At 71.1% G+C, this 16582-nt stretch carries 15 protein-coding genes; 1 reads left to right on the forward strand and 14 read right to left on the reverse strand.

All coding sequences use genetic code 11. The features are described 5' to 3' along the window. Nucleotides 1–113 precede the first annotated feature (113 nt). The 14 genes from L3Q67_RS08825 to L3Q67_RS08890 all read right to left on the reverse strand — a co-directional run bounded on the left by L3Q67_RS08825 (nucleotide 114) and on the right by L3Q67_RS08890 (nucleotide 15508). Nucleotides 114–1082, reverse strand: coding sequence for a glutamate ABC transporter substrate-binding protein (locus L3Q67_RS08825; RefSeq protein ID WP_499189052.1), 969 nt, complete (start codon nucleotides 1080–1082; stop codon nucleotides 114–116). Next, nucleotides 1079–2506 carry a GlnX family signal transduction membrane protein gene (locus L3Q67_RS08830; protein WP_499189053.1) on the reverse strand — a complete coding sequence of 476 codons (1428 nt, stop codon included), beginning with the start codon at nucleotides 2504–2506 and terminating at the stop codon, nucleotides 1079–1081. The genes L3Q67_RS08825 and L3Q67_RS08830 overlap by 4 nt, the downstream gene beginning before the upstream one ends. Nucleotides 2507–2599: 93 nt before the next feature. After that, nucleotides 2600–3238, reverse strand: a complete 639-nt coding sequence (locus L3Q67_RS08835; protein WP_499189054.1) for a transcriptional regulator — start codon at nucleotides 3236–3238, stop codon at nucleotides 2600–2602. 5 nt (nucleotides 3239–3243) lie between these two features. Continuing rightward, complete coding sequence (locus L3Q67_RS08840; RefSeq protein WP_499189055.1) at nucleotides 3244–4359, reverse strand: sensor histidine kinase; 1116 nt, start codon at nucleotides 4357–4359, stop codon at nucleotides 3244–3246. A 130-nt stretch (nucleotides 4360–4489) separates the two neighbouring features. After that, nucleotides 4490–4693: a cold-shock protein gene (locus L3Q67_RS08845; protein ID WP_153036265.1), complete on the reverse strand. Its 204-nt coding sequence runs from the start codon at nucleotides 4691–4693 to the stop codon at nucleotides 4490–4492. 256 nt (nucleotides 4694–4949) lie between these two features. Then, nucleotides 4950–5120, reverse strand: coding sequence for a hypothetical protein (locus tag L3Q67_RS08850; RefSeq protein WP_499189056.1), 171 nt, complete (start codon nucleotides 5118–5120; stop codon nucleotides 4950–4952). Nucleotides 5121–5223: 103 nt separating this feature from the next. Further along, nucleotides 5224–6834 carry an acetolactate synthase large subunit family protein gene (locus L3Q67_RS08855; RefSeq protein ID WP_499191467.1) on the reverse strand — a complete coding sequence of 537 codons (1611 nt, stop codon included), beginning with the start codon at nucleotides 6832–6834 and terminating at the stop codon, nucleotides 5224–5226. A 232-nt stretch (nucleotides 6835–7066) separates the two neighbouring features. After that, entirely contained in the window at nucleotides 7067–7606 is a 540-nt protein-coding gene (locus L3Q67_RS08860; RefSeq protein ID WP_499189057.1) for a hypothetical protein, read from the reverse strand. Nucleotides 7607–7616: 10 nt separating this feature from the next. Then, nucleotides 7617–9338 carry an ABC transporter ATP-binding protein gene (locus tag L3Q67_RS08865; protein WP_499189058.1) on the reverse strand — a complete coding sequence of 574 codons (1722 nt, stop codon included), beginning with the start codon at nucleotides 9336–9338 and terminating at the stop codon, nucleotides 7617–7619. Further along, nucleotides 9335–11002 carry an ABC transporter ATP-binding protein gene (locus L3Q67_RS08870; RefSeq protein ID WP_499189059.1) on the reverse strand — a complete coding sequence of 556 codons (1668 nt, stop codon included), beginning with the start codon at nucleotides 11000–11002 and terminating at the stop codon, nucleotides 9335–9337. Before L3Q67_RS08870 ends, L3Q67_RS08865 begins: the two co-directional genes overlap by 4 nt. Before the next feature lie 143 nt (nucleotides 11003–11145). Further along, the gene (locus L3Q67_RS08875) at nucleotides 11146–11289 is read right to left on the reverse strand and encodes a SapB/AmfS family lanthipeptide (protein ID WP_395894532.1); all 144 of its coding nucleotides are present in this window, start codon (nucleotides 11287–11289) and stop codon (nucleotides 11146–11148) included. A 23-nt stretch (nucleotides 11290–11312) separates the two neighbouring features. Next, a complete protein-coding gene (gene lanKC, locus L3Q67_RS08880) occupies nucleotides 11313–13877 on the reverse strand; it encodes a class III lanthionine synthetase LanKC (RefSeq protein ID WP_499189060.1) in 2565 nt (854 codons plus the stop codon). Nucleotides 13878–14211: 334 nt separating this feature from the next. Then, nucleotides 14212–14865: a molybdopterin-binding protein gene (locus L3Q67_RS08885; protein WP_499189061.1), complete on the reverse strand. Its 654-nt coding sequence runs from the start codon at nucleotides 14863–14865 to the stop codon at nucleotides 14212–14214. A gap of 61 nt (nucleotides 14866–14926) precedes the next feature. Next, nucleotides 14927–15508 (reverse strand): TetR/AcrR family transcriptional regulator, encoded by a 582-nt coding sequence (locus L3Q67_RS08890; protein WP_499189062.1) that lies wholly within the window; start codon nucleotides 15506–15508, stop codon nucleotides 14927–14929. 45 nt (nucleotides 15509–15553) lie between these two features. Here L3Q67_RS08890 and L3Q67_RS08895 point away from each other — a divergent pair, with 45 nt between their 5' ends. Further along, nucleotides 15554–16582 (forward strand): glycoside hydrolase family 113 protein, encoded by a 1029-nt coding sequence (locus L3Q67_RS08895; protein ID WP_499189063.1) that lies wholly within the window; start codon nucleotides 15554–15556, stop codon nucleotides 16580–16582.

The raw sequence follows: 16582 nt of genomic DNA on the forward strand, positions 1-16582 counted from the left end.
CGGCGTGGCTCCTCCGACACTGCGTACCTCCAAGCGACCGCGGATTTCCCCGCCCGATCCTAGATGGTCACCACGCCGCCGAGTGGCTCACAGCGCCGATGCGAGCGGGCCGGTCAGCGGTAGTTCGGCTGCGGCGGGGTCGCCGCGCCCAGGCTTTCCGACAGCCAGCGGTTGTAGCTGTCCTGCCACGGCCCGGCCCGCACGGTGTCCAGCACCGCGTTCACGAACTTGATCATGTCCGTGTTCTGCTTCGGCACGCCGATGCCGTAGGACTCCACGGTGAACGGCTCGCCCACCACCTCGGTGGTCGGGTCCTGCTCGGCCATGCCCGCCAGGATGGTGTCATCGGTGGAGATCGCGTCGACCTGGTTCTGCTGGAGCAGCACCACGCAGTCCGACCAGTTCTCCACGGTCACCAGCACCGGGTTGGCCGGGTCCGCGGCGATCTGCTTGGACGAGGTCGAGGTGCTGGTCGCGCACACCCGCTTGCCCGCGAGGTCCGCCATGCTGCGCACGTTGGCGTTCTTCGGCGCGAGCAGCCGCTGCCCGGCGGTGTAGTAGACGGTGGAGAAGCCGACGTCCTTGAGCCGCGCGCAGGTGATGCTGAAGGTCCGCACCACGATGTCCACGGTGCCTTCCTTGAGCAGGTCCACGCGCTGCGCCGAGGAGATCGCCCGGTACTGGATGTGCGAGCGCCACGCGTTGCCGAAGATCGCCTTCGCCACCTCGTTGGCGATGTCGATGTCGAAGCCTTCGAGCGCGCCGCTGGTCGGATTGCGGAAGCCGAACAGGTAGGTGGTCTGGTCGACGCCGACGATCAGCTGCCCGCGTTCCTTGATCTTGTCCATGGTCGAGCCCGGCGGCATGCCGAGCCCTTCCGGGCGCAGGCTGGCGGTGGCGTTGCAGTCCTCGCCCTTCGGGTCGGCGGGCGGTTCGGCGCCTTCGACCACGTTCGCCGGGCGCGGCCGCTCGACCGACGCGATCGGCGCGGGCTCCACCGGCGTGCCGGCTCCCCCGCAGCCGGCGACCAGCGCGGCCGTGGTCACCAGGGCCAGTGCCAGGCGGGTCCTCGTGCGTGTCATCGGTACTCCATCAGCCTTTCGCGGATCCCCATCGTCGCACCGGCCGCGGCGATCACCGCGAGCACCGCGACGCCGGGCGCCAGCAGGGTCAGCGCGGCGTCCGCGTCCGAGGTCTCGTCGACGAACTCCTGCCTGCCGTCCCTGATCACCGCCACCAGGCTCTCGTCCAGCCGCAGGAAGGCGCCGGTCGAACCGCCGTTGACGCGCTCGTCGATGGCCAGGCTGACGGCTTCGGCGTACTTGCCGCTGTCGTCGTTCTCCCGGACCCGGCGGTGGGCCTCCAGCCAGACACCGGCCTCGTTGATCGCGCGGTCGATCTGCTCGGTGTTCCCGCCGTCGGCGGCCAGCGAGCGCAGGTCGCCGAGCAGCCCGCCCTTGCCGTCCTGGCCGACCATCTTCCCGGCCAGCTGGTTGAACTCCTCTTCGTACTTCTTCCCGTCACCGCGGGCGACCAGCGTCAGCGTCTCGTCGGCGCGGGCCTGCTGCGCGGCGATCCGCGCCTGCACCGCGAGGTCCACCTGGCGGGTGCCGGACTCGCTGCCGCCGCCGACCGCGATGCCCTGCACCACCAGCGCCACCGCGCTCCAGAGCAGCGCGAGCACCACCGCGCCGGTGGCGACCAGCAGGCCGACGTTGAGCACGCGGTTCGTGCGGCGCTTGAGGTAGACCTGCGTGGCGATCAGCGAGCCGAGCAGCGCGAGCACGAGCACCCCGGCCACCCACGGCACGTCGGTGGCGTCGTCCTGCTCGGCCATCAGCCGCTCGGTGTCGATGCGGTAGAGGTCGGCCGCGGCGGGCAGGATCTTCGTCCGCATCAGCTCGGACGCCTCACGCAGGTAGGAGGCACCGGCCGGGAAGCCCTGGCGGTTGTTCGCGCGGGCCGTCTCGATCAGCCCGGTGTAGATGGGGAACTGCTGGTTGATCACGTCGACCTGGGCGGCGGCCTCGGGCACACCGCCGGAGTCCGACGCCGCCTTCGCCAGCGCGGATCCGGCCTGCGCCACGTCCAGCTCGTACCGCGAGCGCAGCGCGGGCGGCTCGGTGCCGGTGGCCAGGAACGCGCTCGCCGCGGTCGCGTCGGCGTCCGAAAGCGAGCGGTAGACCTGCTGCGCCGCCACGGCGAGGGGTTCCCGGTGGTCGATCAGCTCGTTGATGGTGTCCTTCTTGCCCTGCACCGAGATCGCGCCGACGATGCCGGTGATCAGCGCGAGCAGCACCAGGCCGACCGCGATCACGGACAGCCTGCCCGGGGTGGCGGCGGCCGACCGGACCACCGCGCGCACCGCCAGGCCCGGGAGGGCGAACAGGCCGGCCAGCCCGGTGCGCGTCTCGTCCGTGGTCGTCGGTGGCGGCGGTTCGCCACCCGGTCCGCGCTGCGGCCCGGCGCCGGGTTGCTGCCCCGGCCGGGTCACGGTGCTGGTCATCGAAGATTCCACCCTCCTGCGTTCCCGGGCATGAACGTATAGGAGATGACGCGGCGGGGACCACCGACCTGCGGGGCCCGAGCCGAATCGAAATCACCCCAGGCCGTGGCGATAGGCATAGCGCACCGCCTCCGCGCGATTGCGGACCCCGATCTTCGCGAAGGCGTTGTTGATGTGCGTTTTCACCGTGGTTTCCCCGATGAACAGCTTCGCCGCGATCTCGGCGTTGGTCAGCCCGCCACCGATCAGGCCCAGCACTTCGGCCTCACGGGCGGTGAGCCGATCGGGTGGTACGCGGGAGGTGGGCGAGCCGGCGTCGAAGGCCTCGACGAGTTTCCGGGTTACCGCTGGGTCGAAGGCCGACTGCCCGGTGACCGCGCAGCGCAACGCCGAAGCGATCTCCGCGCGGCCCGCGTCCTTGGTCAGGTAACCGCGGGCACCGGCACGCAGCGCGCCCGCGATCGAGTCGTCGTCGGCATAGGTGGTGAGCACGACCACGGCGGTGCCGGGGTGCTCGGCGGTGACCCGGGCGGTGGCCTCGACCCCGTCGAGCACCGGCATCCGCAGGTCCATCAGCACCACGTCGGCCTCGGTCCCGGCGGCGAGCAGGTCGAGCACCTGGCGGCCGTTCGCCGCGCTGCCGGTGACCACCACGTCCGCGGCCATGCCGAGCAACGCGGTCAGGCCTTCGCGCACGGCCTGCTGGTCGTCCGCCACGATCACCCTGATCATCGGGTTCACCGCCGGAGCTCCGCCGTCACCAGCCATCGATCTCCCCCGTCCGGTCCCGCGTTCAGGGTGCCACCGGCCAGCTCCAGGCGCTCCCGCATGCCGGTCAGCCCGAAGCCGCCGGGTCGGGCGGGCGCGTGCGGCACGTGGTTCGACACCTCCAGGCGCACGCACTTCTCACCAGCGCTCAGCACCACACCGACCGGTACCCCGGGCGCGTGCTTGGCGGCGTTCGTCAGCGCTTCGCGGGCGACCGCGGTCAGCGCCACGGTGGCCACGGACGGCACGGCGACCACCTCCCCGCACAGCTCCAGCTCGATCGGACCGCGATCACGCCGGTGCACTTCGACCAGCCTGCGCACCGCTTCCGGCAGCGACGGCAGGTCCTGCCGCAGCGCAGCGACAGCCTCTCGGGCTTCACCGAGGCCGTCCACCGCGAGCCGCCGCGACCGGCGGATCGTGACCAGCGCGGCCTCGCGGTCGTCGCGCTCGGCCAGCAGCGCTTCCGCCAGTTCGAGCTGGACCCCCAGCGCGCCGAGGGAATGCGCGAGGACGTCGTGGACCTCACGCGCGATACGGGTGCGTTCGTCGAGTGCCGCGGCCCTGGCGTGCTCGGCGTGGGCGCGGCGGGTCTGCTCGAGCAGCTGCTCGGTCTGCACGACCCGGAGATCGGTCTGGCGGCGGTTCAGCCCGCAGAGGGCGGAGACCAGCACCGCGGCGGTGGCGCCGCCGGTGTCCCACGCGGACCGGTCCCAGAGGAGGCAGCCGCCGCACACCAGCACCAGGTCCAGGCCGACCACCGCGGTGATCAGCCTGCCACTCGCCGTGGTGAGCCCGGCGAAGCGGCCGATGGTGATCGAGGTGATGATCGTCGCAGTCATACCCGCGGCCGGACCGGCCAGCGCGGCGGCCGCGACGGTGGAGACGCCGAGCATCGGCACGGCGAGCCGGGGTCGCCTGCCGAGCACGGCCACGAAGCCGAGCCAGGCCGCGGCCGAGACCGCGTAGCCTGCCCAGATCCACGGCTCCCGATCGTCCGCGACGAGCAGGAAGAAGCCGATCAGGACCGTGCCGAGGCCCTGGATCACCACCCAGGACGGGGCGATGCCGCCGGAGTTCCGCACCCGGTCAGCCTAGGACGGCAGCGGCGCCCGGTGACCCGTCCACGGGTGGAGAAGCAGGTGGAGAAACGGCGAAGGGGCCGCCACCGGTGAACCGGTGACAGCCCCTTCGTCGAAGAGCTGAGGCCTCAAATCAGATGAGGTTGACCGAGGTCGCCTGCGGGCCCTTCTGGCCCTGGCCGATCTCGAACTCGACGCGAGCGTTCTCCTCCAACGTGCGGAAGCCGTTGCCCTGGATCTCCGAGTAGTGAACGAAGACGTCGCCGCCGCCGTTGTCGGGAGTGATGAAGCCGAACCCCTTCTCGGAGTTGAACCACTTCACGGTGCCCTGAGTCATATAAAACAATCTCCATGCGTAAAAACAAACGAGAGGCCAGGTCGGCACCTCGGGTCGAAACGGATCGGTTTGCCTCCCCGAAGAGGGGAACGCACTACGCCCGCTAAGTCTTGCGAGCGTGGCTGAGAAGAACGGGTGTCAACACCCAGCACGAACACAAAAGCTTGAGACCACTGGAAGTAAAGCACACAACCGGGTCCGTCCGCCAGTGATCGGCCCGTCCGGGTGACCTGTCCAACCCATCACCACCACGAACTCAGTCCGCCGCGCGGCCCGCTGCCGCCGCCTCGGCCGAGAACGGGGACCTGGTCACCGCGTCCCGGTCGGCCGCGCTGGGCGTCGACCTGATCTGCTCCGGTGCCTCGGTGTTGCTGAAGGTCACCGGCGCCACGCCCGAGGCCGAGTGCCCCGCTGCTTCGTTCCCCATGTTCGCCACCCTCTCTCGCGGACCCCGTGCCGCTGGAGTCCGTGTGGCGCCGATTCTGCCACGAGTCACCGACAAAATCCGGTCTACGAGACCGGGAGAACCCTCAGCTTTCCAGCCGGGAGCGGAGCATGGTGCTCAGCCGCTGGTCCGGCGAGAGCACGTCGGGATCGGTGCGCACGTCGACCACGCAGGGCCGCTGCCGCATCAGCGCGCTGGCCAGTGCCGGTTCCAGCTCCTCCTGGTCGTTCACGGTGTACCCGGCCGCGCCGAGCCCCCTCGCCCAGGAAGCGAAATCCACCGTCCCGACAGCCACCGATGACAGCCGGCCGTGCAGCCGCGCCTGGTGGGCGGCGATCGCGCCGTACAGCCCGTTCTGGAAGACCACCACGATCACCGGGGCCCGGTGCCGGACCGCGGTCTCGATCTCCTGCCCGGTCATCAGCGCGCCGCCGTCGCCGACCATGGCGACCACGGTCCGGTGCGGTTCGGCCAGCTTCGCGGCCACCGCGGCGGGCACCGCGTAGCCCATCGCGCCGTTGCACGGGCCGAGCTGCGTCCGCGGCTGGGTGAAGCACCAGTACCGGTGCACGAACGCGGCGAAGTTACCCGCGTCACTGGTCACCACGGTGTCCTCGGGGGCCAGCTGGCGCAGCGCGCGCACCACGTCCGCCGGGTGCACCGGGCCGGAGGTACCGCGCTGCGGCGGGCGCATGAACTCCTTGACCGCCTGGTTGGCCACCGTCCAGTTGCGCTTGCGCGGCGCGGCGGCCTGCCGGAGTTCGCTGAGGAAGCGGGCCACGTCGGTGTCGACGTGGAAGGTCAGCCCGCGCCGGCGCGGGCCGGGACGGCCGCCGCCGACCATCACCAGCGGCTGCGTGTAGGCCGGGTACCGGTACTTCTGCGTGGTCACCTCGTCCAGCCGGGTGCCCAGCGCGAGCACCAGGTCCGCCTGCTCCAGCGCACGCAACTGCTCCTCGGGGATGCCGTGCCCGAGGTGGCCGACGTAGTTCGGGTGGTTCTCCGGGAAGGCGTCCTGCCTGCGGTAGGCCGTGTAGACGGCCAGCCCGAGGTGGTCCACCGCGTCGATCAGCTGCTTGCGGGCCAGCCGCACCCCGCCACCGGCGATGACCACCGGGTACCGCGCGTCGTCGACCAGCCGCGCGACCTCAGCGGCGAGCCGTTCCAGCGAGCCCGGCGGGATGGCCACCTCGGCGGGCCGCTGCACCACGCTCTCGAACGGCCGGGCCCAGAAGTCGGCGGGCACCGAGAGCACCGCGGGCCCCTGGCGGCCGTTGTTCACCGCGTGCAGCGCCTCGGCCAGCAGGCCGGGCACCTCGTCCGCGGTGGTCGCCTGCGCGGTCCACTTCGCCAGCGGCGAGTACATCCGGACCAGGTCGACCTCCTGGAAGGTCTCCTCGCCGAGATCGCCGGACGGCACCTGGCCGAGCAGCACGATCAGCGGGGTTTCGTCCTGGTAGGCGGTGTGCACGGCGGCCGCCATGCTCGCCGCGCCCGGCCCGCTGCCCGCCACGGCGACCGCGGGCGTGCCGCAGAGCTTGCCGTCGGCGTCGGCCATGAAGGCGGCGCCCGCCTCGTGCCGCGCGGAGATCAGCGTGAGCCTCGGCTCCACCTGCAGCGCGTCGAGCAGGTCGACCACGGACTCGCCGGGGATCGCGTACGCGCGCCGCACCCCGGCCTCGGCCAGGAGACGCACCACGGTGCGCGCAACGGTCAACCCCATGCGGCGTGCCACCCTTCGGTCCGCCCGAGCCGGGTTATCGTACCGGTAATCGCCGGTGCTCGATCAGGAAAATTGTGCCAGGCTTACTGACGAGTAACAAGAGCCGCGACCCCCGGCCCCGCCCCACGTCGAATGCTATGAGTGGGGCATTACTAGCGTTCAATGCAAGTAATGCCCCACTCATAGCATTCAGGGGGCCGCTGGGTCAGGGCTCCGGCGCGGGGGCTACCGGCGGCCGCAGCGGCACCACGATGTGCTCGTTGAGCCATTCGCACTGGCGGCTCCACAGCACCAGCGCGGCCGGGTCGGGGCAGTGCACCCCGTCGACCTCCTCGCCGCACGTCCACCGCTGCACCCACTCGGTGATCGCGATGCAGACGTCCAGCGCGGCCGAGCCCCAGCGGTAGCGGTCCTCCCAGCCACGCAGTTCCACCACCCCGCCGCTCTCGGGCACCTCGGCCTCCACCTCGGCGAGGCGGTTCACCACGGGGAAAAGGATTTCCAGTTCGGACAAACCGGCTCCGCCGCGCAGGCGCAGGATCGCGGCGACGCGCGGATCCGGTTCGCGCTCCGGTTCGCCGGCCGCGTGCTGGTCGAGGCGGCGCCGGATGATCCCGCGCAGGGTGGCGACGTGCTCGCGGAACAGGCTCAGGTACCCCGGGTGGAACACCCCGACCCAGTGTTCGCCACGGCGGTCCCACGTGACACCGCCGTCGAAGGGGTTCCCATCCGTTTCCGCTGTCACGGTGCGTAGGTTACGAGGCCCGGACCCGTACCGGGGTGCCGGTCCACGCACGCATCATCTCGGCGTACCTGGCAGACTCGGCCAGCAGTCCTTCGTGCGTGCCGAGCAGCGTGTGGTCGCCGTCCATCACCAGCAACCGGCCCGCCCGCAGCGCCGAACTCAGCCGGTGCGCGATCACCACGAGCACCCTGCCTCTGGCGGCGAACGCGCGTTCCGCGTGCGCCTCGGCGCCCGGATCCAGGTGCGAGGTCGCCTCGTCCAGGATGATCACCTCGGCCTGGCTCGCGTAAACCCTGGCGAGCCCCAGCAACTGGGCCTGCCCGGCGGACAGCCCTTCGGCGGCGTGGCCGAGTTCGCCGTCCAGCCCGCCGAGGCGGTCGATCAGGGCAGCGGCGCCGACCGCGCGGGCGGCCTCGTGCAGGTGCTCGTCGGTCGCGTCCGGGGTCAGCAGCGCCAGGTTTTCCCGCACTGTTCCGGCGAAAACGTAGGCCTCCTGCGGGATCAGCGCGACCATCCGGTGCACCGATTCCGGCCGCGCCGAACGCACCGGCACCCCGCCGAGGCGCACCAGCCCGTCCTGCGGTTCCAGTTGCCCGGTGAGCAGTCCGGCCAGGGTCGACTTGCCGATCCCGCTCGGGCCGACTACCGCGAGGTGATCTCCCGGAGACAGGTCAAGATCCAGCCCGCGCACCACCGGTTCCGCGTGCTCGCCCCAGCCGAAAGTCAGGCCACGCACGGAAACCACCGCCGACGCGGGTTCCTCCTCCCCGCCGGACGACGACGGTTCGGTGGCCACATCGGACAGTCGGCGCAGGGCGACCAGCAGGCGCAGCACCACCGTGCTCGCGGTGGAAGCCAGTCCCTGCAACGCGGGCTGCATGGTGGTGGCGAGGTAGACCAGCGAACCGAGTGCGGCACCGGCGGTCAGTTCCCCGGCGGCGACCATGCCCGGCGCGTACACCAGCACCAGCACCAGCGGGCAGAAGCCGCCGATCGCGATGACCAGCGTGCGCATCGCGGTCGCCTTGGCCATGCGCACCGCCGCGCGTGCCTGGTCGTCGATGACGTCGAACACGGCCATCCCCGCGGTCCGCTCGGCACCGCAGGCGACCACGTCCCGCATGCCGACGAGCACCCCACCGGCGACCTCGGCGGTGCGTTCGTCCGCGACGGCCACCGCGCGCTGGCGCGAGGCGAGCGCGGGCAGCAGGCAGGCGAACAACACGAGCGCGCTGAACACCGGAATAGCCACCAGCCAGGCCAATCCGCCCGCCACGGTGAACAACCCCGCCAGCGCGGCTACCGTGGTCACCAGCATCCCGCGGGCCTGCACCAGCAACCCGGCGGTGGCGTCACGGATGACCTCCACGTGCTGGGTGATCCGCGCGACCCCGCTCGCGTCGGGGGCGTTCCGGCTGGTGGCGCCGTTGCGCAGGACCCCGCTGACCACGGCGGTCACCAGCGCGTCGCGGATCGGCTCGATCACCGTGCCGAGCTGGCGCCAGACCAGGCGTGACCCGAGCGCACCGGCCACCGCGACCCCCGCGAAGACCAGCAGCCACCACACACCCGTCGTCGGCGCGCCCGCGGCGAACCCGCGGTCCACCGACAGGGCGACCAGGCGCCCGGACAGGAACGCGGGCACGGATTCCAGGATCGAGCAGCCGAACAGGATCAGCCCGCCCTGCCACCGCTTGCCGAGCGAAGTCCAGTAAAGCTTGGAGATTGTCATTCGTCGTCCTCGGTGAAAACCGCGCGGTACCCGGGTTCTCGCCACAGGGCGTCGTGGGTACCGAGCCCGCGCAGGCGGCCGTTTTCCAGCCAGGCCACCAGATCCGCCCGCGCCGCTGTTCCGGCGCGGTGAGTGACGACCACCCGCGTCCGGCCGGGCAGCGCGTTTTCGATCGCTTCGTCGACCCGGACTTCGGTGACCGTGTCGAGGCTGGCCGTCGCGTCGTCCAGCACCAGCACCCGCGGGTTGCGCACGATCGCGCGCGCCAGGCCCAGCCGCTGCGCTTCCCCGCCGGACAACGGGGTTTCCGACAGCGGCGTGTGGTACCCGTCGGGCAGGCGAACCACCAGATCGTGCACCTGCGCGGCCTGGCAGGCGTTGCGGACGGCGACCTCACCGGCCCGGGTGCCGTACGAAATCGCTTCGGCCACGCTGTCGCCGAGCAGCGCGGGCCGCTCGAACGCGTAGGCCACGTAGTACCGGAGCACCTCGGGCCGCAGGCGGCCGGTGGACACGCCGTCGAGCAGGACGCGCCCCTCCTCCGGCCGGATCAGCCCGCCGAGCACGCTCACCAGCGCGGACTTCCCGGAGCCGGATTTCCCCACCACCGCGAGGAAAGTGCCGCCGGGGATGCTCAGGTCGACCTCGGTCAGCGCGCCGGGAACGGTGACGTGGCGCAGTTCCACCGCACCGGGACCGGGTTGCGCGTCGACGCGGCCACGGGGTGGCAGCGGTGAGTCGAGGACCTCGCTGATCCGCTGGGCGCAGGAACGCGCCCTGGCGAGCGTGGTCAGCAACGGGATCTGGCCGACCAGCCCCATGCCCAGCGCGACGTAACCGAGTGCGGCGAGCACGTCGCCGACGCTCAGGCGGCCGTGCAGCACGCCGAACCCGGCGGCGATCAGGACCGCGACCTCGACCGCGGGCAGCAGCAGCGCGGCACGCCAGATCATCCGCGCCTGGGTCTGCCACATGCCCGAGCCCGCCTTGCCGAGTTCCGGCAGCGGCCGCAGCACGCGGTGGGTTTCCCGGTCGGCGGTACCGGAGGCGGCGATGGTGCGCAGGCCGCGCACGGCGTCGAGCAGGCGCGCGGAGATCTCGCCGGACACCCGCTGGTAGGTCAGCACGTCGTCGGCGGTGTGCTTGAGGTGGGACCGGGCCAGCCAGAGCGCGATCGGCACGCTGCCGAAGAACACCACGGCCAGCCGCCAGTCGAGCAGGGCCAGCAGCACGATGGCGCCGACCGAGAGGCAGGCCGCCGAACCCAGCTGCACGAGGATCGAGGCGACCGAACCGGCGCTCACGCAGTCGCCGGTGAGCCGGCTGATCGCGTCGCCCTCGGCGAACCGGGACCGGGTGCCGAGGCCGAGCAGGTGCCGGGTGAGCCGTCGGCGCAGGGCCGCGCTCGCCGTGCTGGTGACGGCCACGGTGAGCAGTCCGCCGAGCACGTCGGCGGTGATGTCGATGGCGCCGAGCGCGAGCAGCGTCAGCACCTGGGGCCAGCTGCGCTGACCGGAGATGGCGGCGTCCACCGCGGCGGCGAGCGCGCCGGGCAGCAGCAGACCCGCGGTGGTGGCGGCGAGTGCGGTCAGCAGGATCAGCGCGAGCCGGGTGCGGTCCTGCCCGGCCACCGCGGCCAGCAGCCGGTCACCCGCTCCCACCATCGGGTCCCACCTTCCGAACGAACTATGCCGGCCTGCCCGGACGCGGTTAAATGAAGCGAACGCGGGAGCGGCGCACTTGGCCTGTGCCGCTCCCGCGTCTCACTTCTCGACCCGGGTGGGGGTCGGTGCGCTAGCTACCTGACTCAGTGGCAGGTCAGCAGCGAGATGGTGCTGTTGTTGCAGGAGGCCAGCAGGCTCAGGTTCGAGCCGCCGCCGCCACCGCCGCCACCGGTCAGGGCGGGGGCTTCGTGGTCTTCCATGGCCTGCAGGTTCAGAACGAGCTCCATGAGGAGTTCCTTTCGTCGGGTGTTCATCCACCGGCCGTAATCGACCGGGGTCCAGGGGACAGGAACGGCACCACGGCGCCGTGCCCGTCGAGGGTGGCGGCCAGGGCGAGGAGCACCCCGGCACCGCCGGTGTAGAGATCCATCGACAACCGCAGGAGCTGGTTGCCGGGGAAGGCGATCCCTTCCTGGTACGGCAGCGCGTACCAGGCGAATCGCGAAAGGTGCAGTTCCACCGCCGCCTTGGCGACCGGATCTCCGGTGCGCCTGGCCTCCGCGGCCAGGGTGACCAGGAGGCCGGCCCGGCCGAGCATGAGGCCGGGGTGGATGACGAACTCGCCGCGGCAGGCGTCGAGCAGCCGGGGCAGCTTCTCCAGGCACGGCGCGTCCGGGCGGTGCGCGGCGAGTTCCTCCGCCACCAGCGCCACCCCGGCGCTGCCCATGCCCAGGTACGGCAGCGTGCGGGACTCACCGTCACGCACCTGCAGTGAACCGTCGTCGGCGGGCACGCACTCGTCGAGGTCGCGCTCGACCGCCTGCGCCGCCAGGTCCAGCCACGACCGGTCGCCGGTGGCCTCGAACAACCGCACGAACAGCAGGCCCGGTCCGGACCAGCCGCTGAGCAGCCCTGCTCTGGCGAAGTTCGCCGGGCCGCCGTCGTTCGCCAGCGCCTCGCCGAGCCTCTCGCCGATCGTGACGGCGTGCTCGCGGAAATCCTTGTCGTCCCGGGATCCCGCGAAGTGGAGGTAGTTCAGGCCGATGCCGGCCAGCCCGCCTTCGAGGTTGTGGTCGGTGGTCAGCTCGACCAGCGGCCGGGACGCCTCGATCAGCTCGCCCGCCCGGTCCTGGTAGCCGAAGTTCTCCAGCACGTAGGCGATGCCGTGCGTGCCGTCGTAGAACCCGGGGCGGCTGGGCGGGGTCCGGTCCAGCCCGTCGAGCAGCCACTTCTCGTGCTCGGGGTAGCGGCCCTCGCCGGCGGCCTCCAGCGCGTGCAGCACACCGGCCGCGCCGTAGCCGAAGCCGAGCCCGCCGACCTCGAACTGCTGGATGTCACCGGGGAAGAGCCGGTCGTGCCGATCCGGGGTGGCGCTGGCGAGGATCGCGGTCGCGATCGACTTGCGCACCACCGCCCAGTCCGGGTTCGGCTCGTCGAGCTGGGTGACCGCCGAGCGCTTCTCGGCCTCTTCCCGTGGGGAGAGCACTTCGAGGATGCGCTCCCCGAAGCCATCGGGCAGCGGGAAGCGGCGTCCGATGAAGTCCACCAGCGGGCCGAGCTTCGGCGGGGCCATCTCGAGGATCGTGTTGAGCGGCAGGAAGAGCCACAGCCGCAGCGCGGCCAGCGCGTACTCGTCGATCTCGAAGCCGGCCCGGTCGCCCTGCGCCCGGAACCCGGGGGCACCCAGCGCCGGCTTGGTGCCCTCCTCGACTCCGGCGGCCAGCTCGAAGTCGATCAGCGAGACCTCGTCCTGCTCGTCGACCAGGATGTTCAGCGCGTGCAGGTCACCGAAGACGACCCCGCGTTCGTGCACGGCGGCGACCAGGCGTTCCACGCGGCCGATCAGGGCGAGCGCCCGCTCGGTGTACTCCGCGACGTCCTGCTCGGTGGCGTCCCGCCGGGTCAGCGGGTAGTTGCGGGCGAGCCACGCGCCGACCGGCTTGCCCGGCACGAACTGCATCGCGAGGAAGTGGTGCTCCCAGACCTGGAACCGGTCGTAGACCTCCGGGATGCCGGGGATGCCCGCGAGCCGCTCGAGGATCCGGTGCTCGCGCTCGAGCCGGGTCACCGCGTCCACCAGGTCGCGGTCGAGGCCGGCGTGCGGCCGGGCTTCCTTGAGCACCAGTTCGCGGTCGTCGGAAAGGCGCTTGGCCAGGTAGACCCCGCCGCCGTTGGAGAAGTGCAGCGATTTGCTCACCTGGTACGGGAACTGCGCGGGATCACCGCTCTTGCGGGCCGCCAGGTGCGGCGCCAGGCATTCCGGCAGCTCCACCCAGTCGGGCACGTAAAAGCTCGGAGCGCGCTTGTCGGGCACCAGGGTGCCGTCCGGACGGCGGATGGCCAGCACGCGGGTGCCGTCGGCCTCGACCCACTGTTCGGCGAATCCACCGTAACGGGCGTAAAGTGGCCCGTCGCCGTAACGCAGGTCGCTGAGAATGTAGGGTCCCGGCTCGCCCTTCAGCTCGGTGGAAAGGTCGGCCAGCACCTCGCGAAGCGCGTCTTCGTCCGGCGGATAAACTGTCAGCAGTTTTCCGCTTCCGTCCCGGGGCGCGTATTTCGAATTCCGCGCCAGCAGGATGGATCTGGACCGCAGGTGCTTGAAAGCGATGCGGTGCTCGAAGCAGTAGGTGGCGACCGCGAGCAGCACGCGCTCGGCGTTGGCCATCCCGGCCGAAACATGGATCTTCCAGCCCTGAGCAGGCAAAACAGCGTCTGCCGGGGAGAGCGAGCGCCAGATCCCGCGCTCACCGGACCGCCAGCCGGAATCCGGCGACGGCAGCACGGCGGCGAAATCGTCCTTCGCCTGGCCGGCGTCGCGCTGTTCGTCGAAGAACAGCGGATCCGCGAAGCAGAATGCTTCGTACCGGAGGTCCATCCAGCAAAAACCTTTCTCAAGGGGAGATTCCCTGCGCCGAGTGGCGTTTTGGGATGCCGCAATATTTCCGCACGCCGAGGGGCCGGCGGCCAATCCGCCATTTCGGGGTTTCCCCCAAGCCGTCCGGAGCAGGGGAAGCCCCGTTACTGACGAGTAAGTCAACAGTGGGTCAACATCATCGAATTCTCGTTCACCCGGTCGGTGTGTAACGAGCAAGATCAACGGTAAAAGCGCTGGTAGGACTGCTTAAGGATGCCGCACTAATTCATCCTCACGAGGAAGGCCGACTTGGTGATCGGTTTTCGTTCGTATCGTACGATCGCGCTCGCTGAGGTCAAGCGGCGTCCACTTCCAGGACGGCAGAATTACCCACACCGTCGAATCGGCGCCAGAGCGGGCGCCACACCCGGCCCGGCAGCCAGGCACTGCGCTCCTCCAGCGCGACCCGCCCGCGCCGGTGCGCCTTCCAGCCCGCGGATCCCTTGTCGTACTTGGTCCGGTACTCGATGGCGCAGATGTGACGCACGCTCTTGTAGCCGTAGTGCGCGGGCGCGACCAGGCGCAAAGGTGCGCCGGCGTCCTCGTCCAGCGGTTGCCCGCCAAGGGAATCCGCGAGCAGCACGTCGTCGGCCAGCGCGTCCGCCAGCGCGAGGCAAGCGCGGAATCCGTCCAGCCCGGCGAAAGTCACCCAGCGGCAGTCCGGGTGCGGGCGCACCCGGCGGACCAGCAGTTCGTGCACCTGGCGGAACGGCACTCCACCCCACTGAAGGCGTAGCGCGCTCCAAGTGGTCACACAGTGCAGATCACTGGTCTGGACCTGACGGACGGCGCCGAGCAGTTCGCCGGCGTCGAGCTGCACCGGCCGCCGGACCACCCCGGTCACCGACACCACCGGCCGCACGGGCACCTCCGGCCGCACGCGGGCGAACTCCGGCAACCCGAACCGGCGCCGTTCTGCGGGCCACTGGCCCGGGGGCAGTACCACCATGGGGAGCACCTCCTGTTTTGGAGAGTACTCTCTATTTCAACGGGGGTCGCCCGGCCGTGGCTCAGCCGCCGGTGAGCCAGGTGACCAGGCGCCGGAATTCGGCGAGTTCGGCGGCCGGGTCGAAGGTGTCTTCGGCGGCGGCGAAGAAGGTGGCGTCGGCGACGCGGTGGATCCAGGCGGCCACCCGCTCCGGCGGGAACGCCAGGCGCGCGGGGTCCATCCGCCCCAGCAGTTCGGTGAGGGTGGCCCGCGTGCGCTGCTCGTCCCCTGCCATCAGCTCGGCGAACTCCGGGTCCCGGTTGACCTGGAGCAACACCGCCGCCATCAGGCCGGGTACCAGCGGATTGGCCAGGTCCGCCATCAGGTGCTCGACCACCTGGCGTACGCCCTCGGCCGGGTCCTGGGCCGTGAGCGCCTGCGCGCAGACCTCCGCGTTGCGCGCCAGGTCGTCGGCGAAGAGGGCGTGGAACACGTCCCGCTTGGTCGGGAAGTAGTGGAACAGCGTGCCAGAGCCGATGCCCGCGCGGCGGCAGATGTCCGCTGTCGAGGTGCCGTCGACCCCGCCCGCGGCGAACTCGAAGGCCGCGGCTTCCAGGATCCGGGCCCGCTTGCGGGCGTGCTGCTCGGGATTGACGGTACGCATCAAGATCCACGATAACCCGTTACCAGAGTACGTACTCTGGTAAAGATGGACCTGCGCGGCATTTCCTACACGGTGGTGGAAGAACCCGACGAGGTCGTCCGGGAGGATCTGCGGCGGATCCGCGAGGAGCTCCACTGCACCACGGTGCTGCTCGCCGGGACCGACAGCGCGAGGCAGCTCCTGGCCGCCCGGCACGCTCTCGACCTCGGGCTCGACGTCTGGCTGGAGCCGCAGATCGGCGACCGCCCCCACCGCGAGGTGCTGGAGTGGGTCACGAAGACCGCCCAGGGCGCCGAGGAACTGCGCGCCGAGTACCCGGGCCGCGTGACGCTGGTCGTGGGCTGCGAGTTCTCCCTGCGCCTCTCGGGCATGATCCCCGGCCCGCGTGAGTTCATCCGGCTGCGGGTGCTGATGCGCTTCGGCGGGACAGCGCCCAGCTCCATCGGTGGGGGGCCGGCGGGGTGGCGCAAGCCGTTCGAGCGCCGGCTCACGCGCAAGCTCAACCGGCTGCTCGCCCGCGCGGTGACCACCGCGCGCGCCACCTTCCACGGCCCGATCACGTACGCGGCCGGGTACTGGGAGGACGTCGACTGGTCGGCGTTCGACCTGATCGGCGTCAACCTCTACCGGATGGGCGCCGACCCTGCGGCCTACGAACTCCGGCTGCGCGAGCTCCTCCGGCGGGCGGCCAAGCCGGTGGTCGTCACCGAGTTCGGCTGCGGTGCCTTCCTCGGCGCCGACCAGCGCGGTCCCGCCTCCTTCCTGATCGTCGAGTGGTTCACCGATCCGCCGCGGATCCGGGACGGGCACGTGCGCGACGAGCGGACGCAGGCCGGCTACCTGGGCGAACTCATTGAGCTGTACCAGCGCGAGAAGGTCCACGGCGCCTTCGTGTTCACCTACTGGATGCCGGACTTCCCGCACGACCCCGATCCGCGGCGGGACCTCGACATGGCCGGGTTCGGCGTGGTCAAGGTGACCACCGACGGCCGGCGCCACCCCAAGGCGGCCTTCGCGGAAGTGGCGCATCGCTATTCGGCCACAACGCGCACCTCGGCGCGATCTTCTGATTAG

It is taken from the genome of Saccharothrix sp. AJ9571 (assembly GCF_021725495.1).
Taxonomy (GTDB): domain Bacteria; phylum Actinomycetota; class Actinomycetes; order Mycobacteriales; family Pseudonocardiaceae; genus Amycolatopsis; species Amycolatopsis magusensis.

Excerpts from the sequence above, each read along its gene's own strand:
- L3Q67_RS08825 (WP_499189052.1), bottom strand. The coding sequence starts at position 1,082 with ATGACACGCACGAGGACCCGCCTGGCACTGGCCCTGGTGACCACGGCC.
- L3Q67_RS08875 (WP_395894532.1), bottom strand. The coding sequence starts at position 11,289 with ATGGAGCTCGTTCTGAACCTGCAGGCCATGGAAGACCACGAAGCCCCC.
- L3Q67_RS08865 (WP_499189058.1), bottom strand. The coding sequence starts at position 9,338 with ATGACAATCTCCAAGCTTTACTGGACTTCGCTCGGCAAGCGGTGGCAG.
- L3Q67_RS08885 (WP_499189061.1), bottom strand. The coding sequence starts at position 14,865 with ATGGTGGTACTGCCCCCGGGCCAGTGGCCCGCAGAACGGCGCCGGTTC.
- L3Q67_RS08830 (WP_499189053.1), bottom strand. The coding sequence starts at position 2,506 with ATGACCAGCACCGTGACCCGGCCGGGGCAGCAACCCGGCGCCGGGCCG.
- L3Q67_RS08890 (WP_499189062.1), bottom strand. The coding sequence starts at position 15,508 with ATGCGTACCGTCAATCCCGAGCAGCACGCCCGCAAGCGGGCCCGGATC.
- L3Q67_RS08870 (WP_499189059.1), bottom strand. The coding sequence starts at position 11,002 with ATGGTGGGAGCGGGTGACCGGCTGCTGGCCGCGGTGGCCGGGCAGGAC.
- L3Q67_RS08835 (WP_499189054.1), bottom strand. The coding sequence starts at position 3,238 with ATGATCAGGGTGATCGTGGCGGACGACCAGCAGGCCGTGCGCGAAGGC.
- L3Q67_RS08845 (WP_153036265.1), bottom strand. The coding sequence starts at position 4,693 with ATGACTCAGGGCACCGTGAAGTGGTTCAACTCCGAGAAGGGGTTCGGC.
- L3Q67_RS08895 (WP_499189063.1), top strand. The coding sequence starts at position 15,554 with ATGGACCTGCGCGGCATTTCCTACACGGTGGTGGAAGAACCCGACGAG.
- L3Q67_RS08850 (WP_499189056.1), bottom strand. The coding sequence starts at position 5,120 with ATGGGGAACGAAGCAGCGGGGCACTCGGCCTCGGGCGTGGCGCCGGTG.
- lanKC (WP_499189060.1), bottom strand. The coding sequence starts at position 13,877 with ATGGACCTCCGGTACGAAGCATTCTGCTTCGCGGATCCGCTGTTCTTC.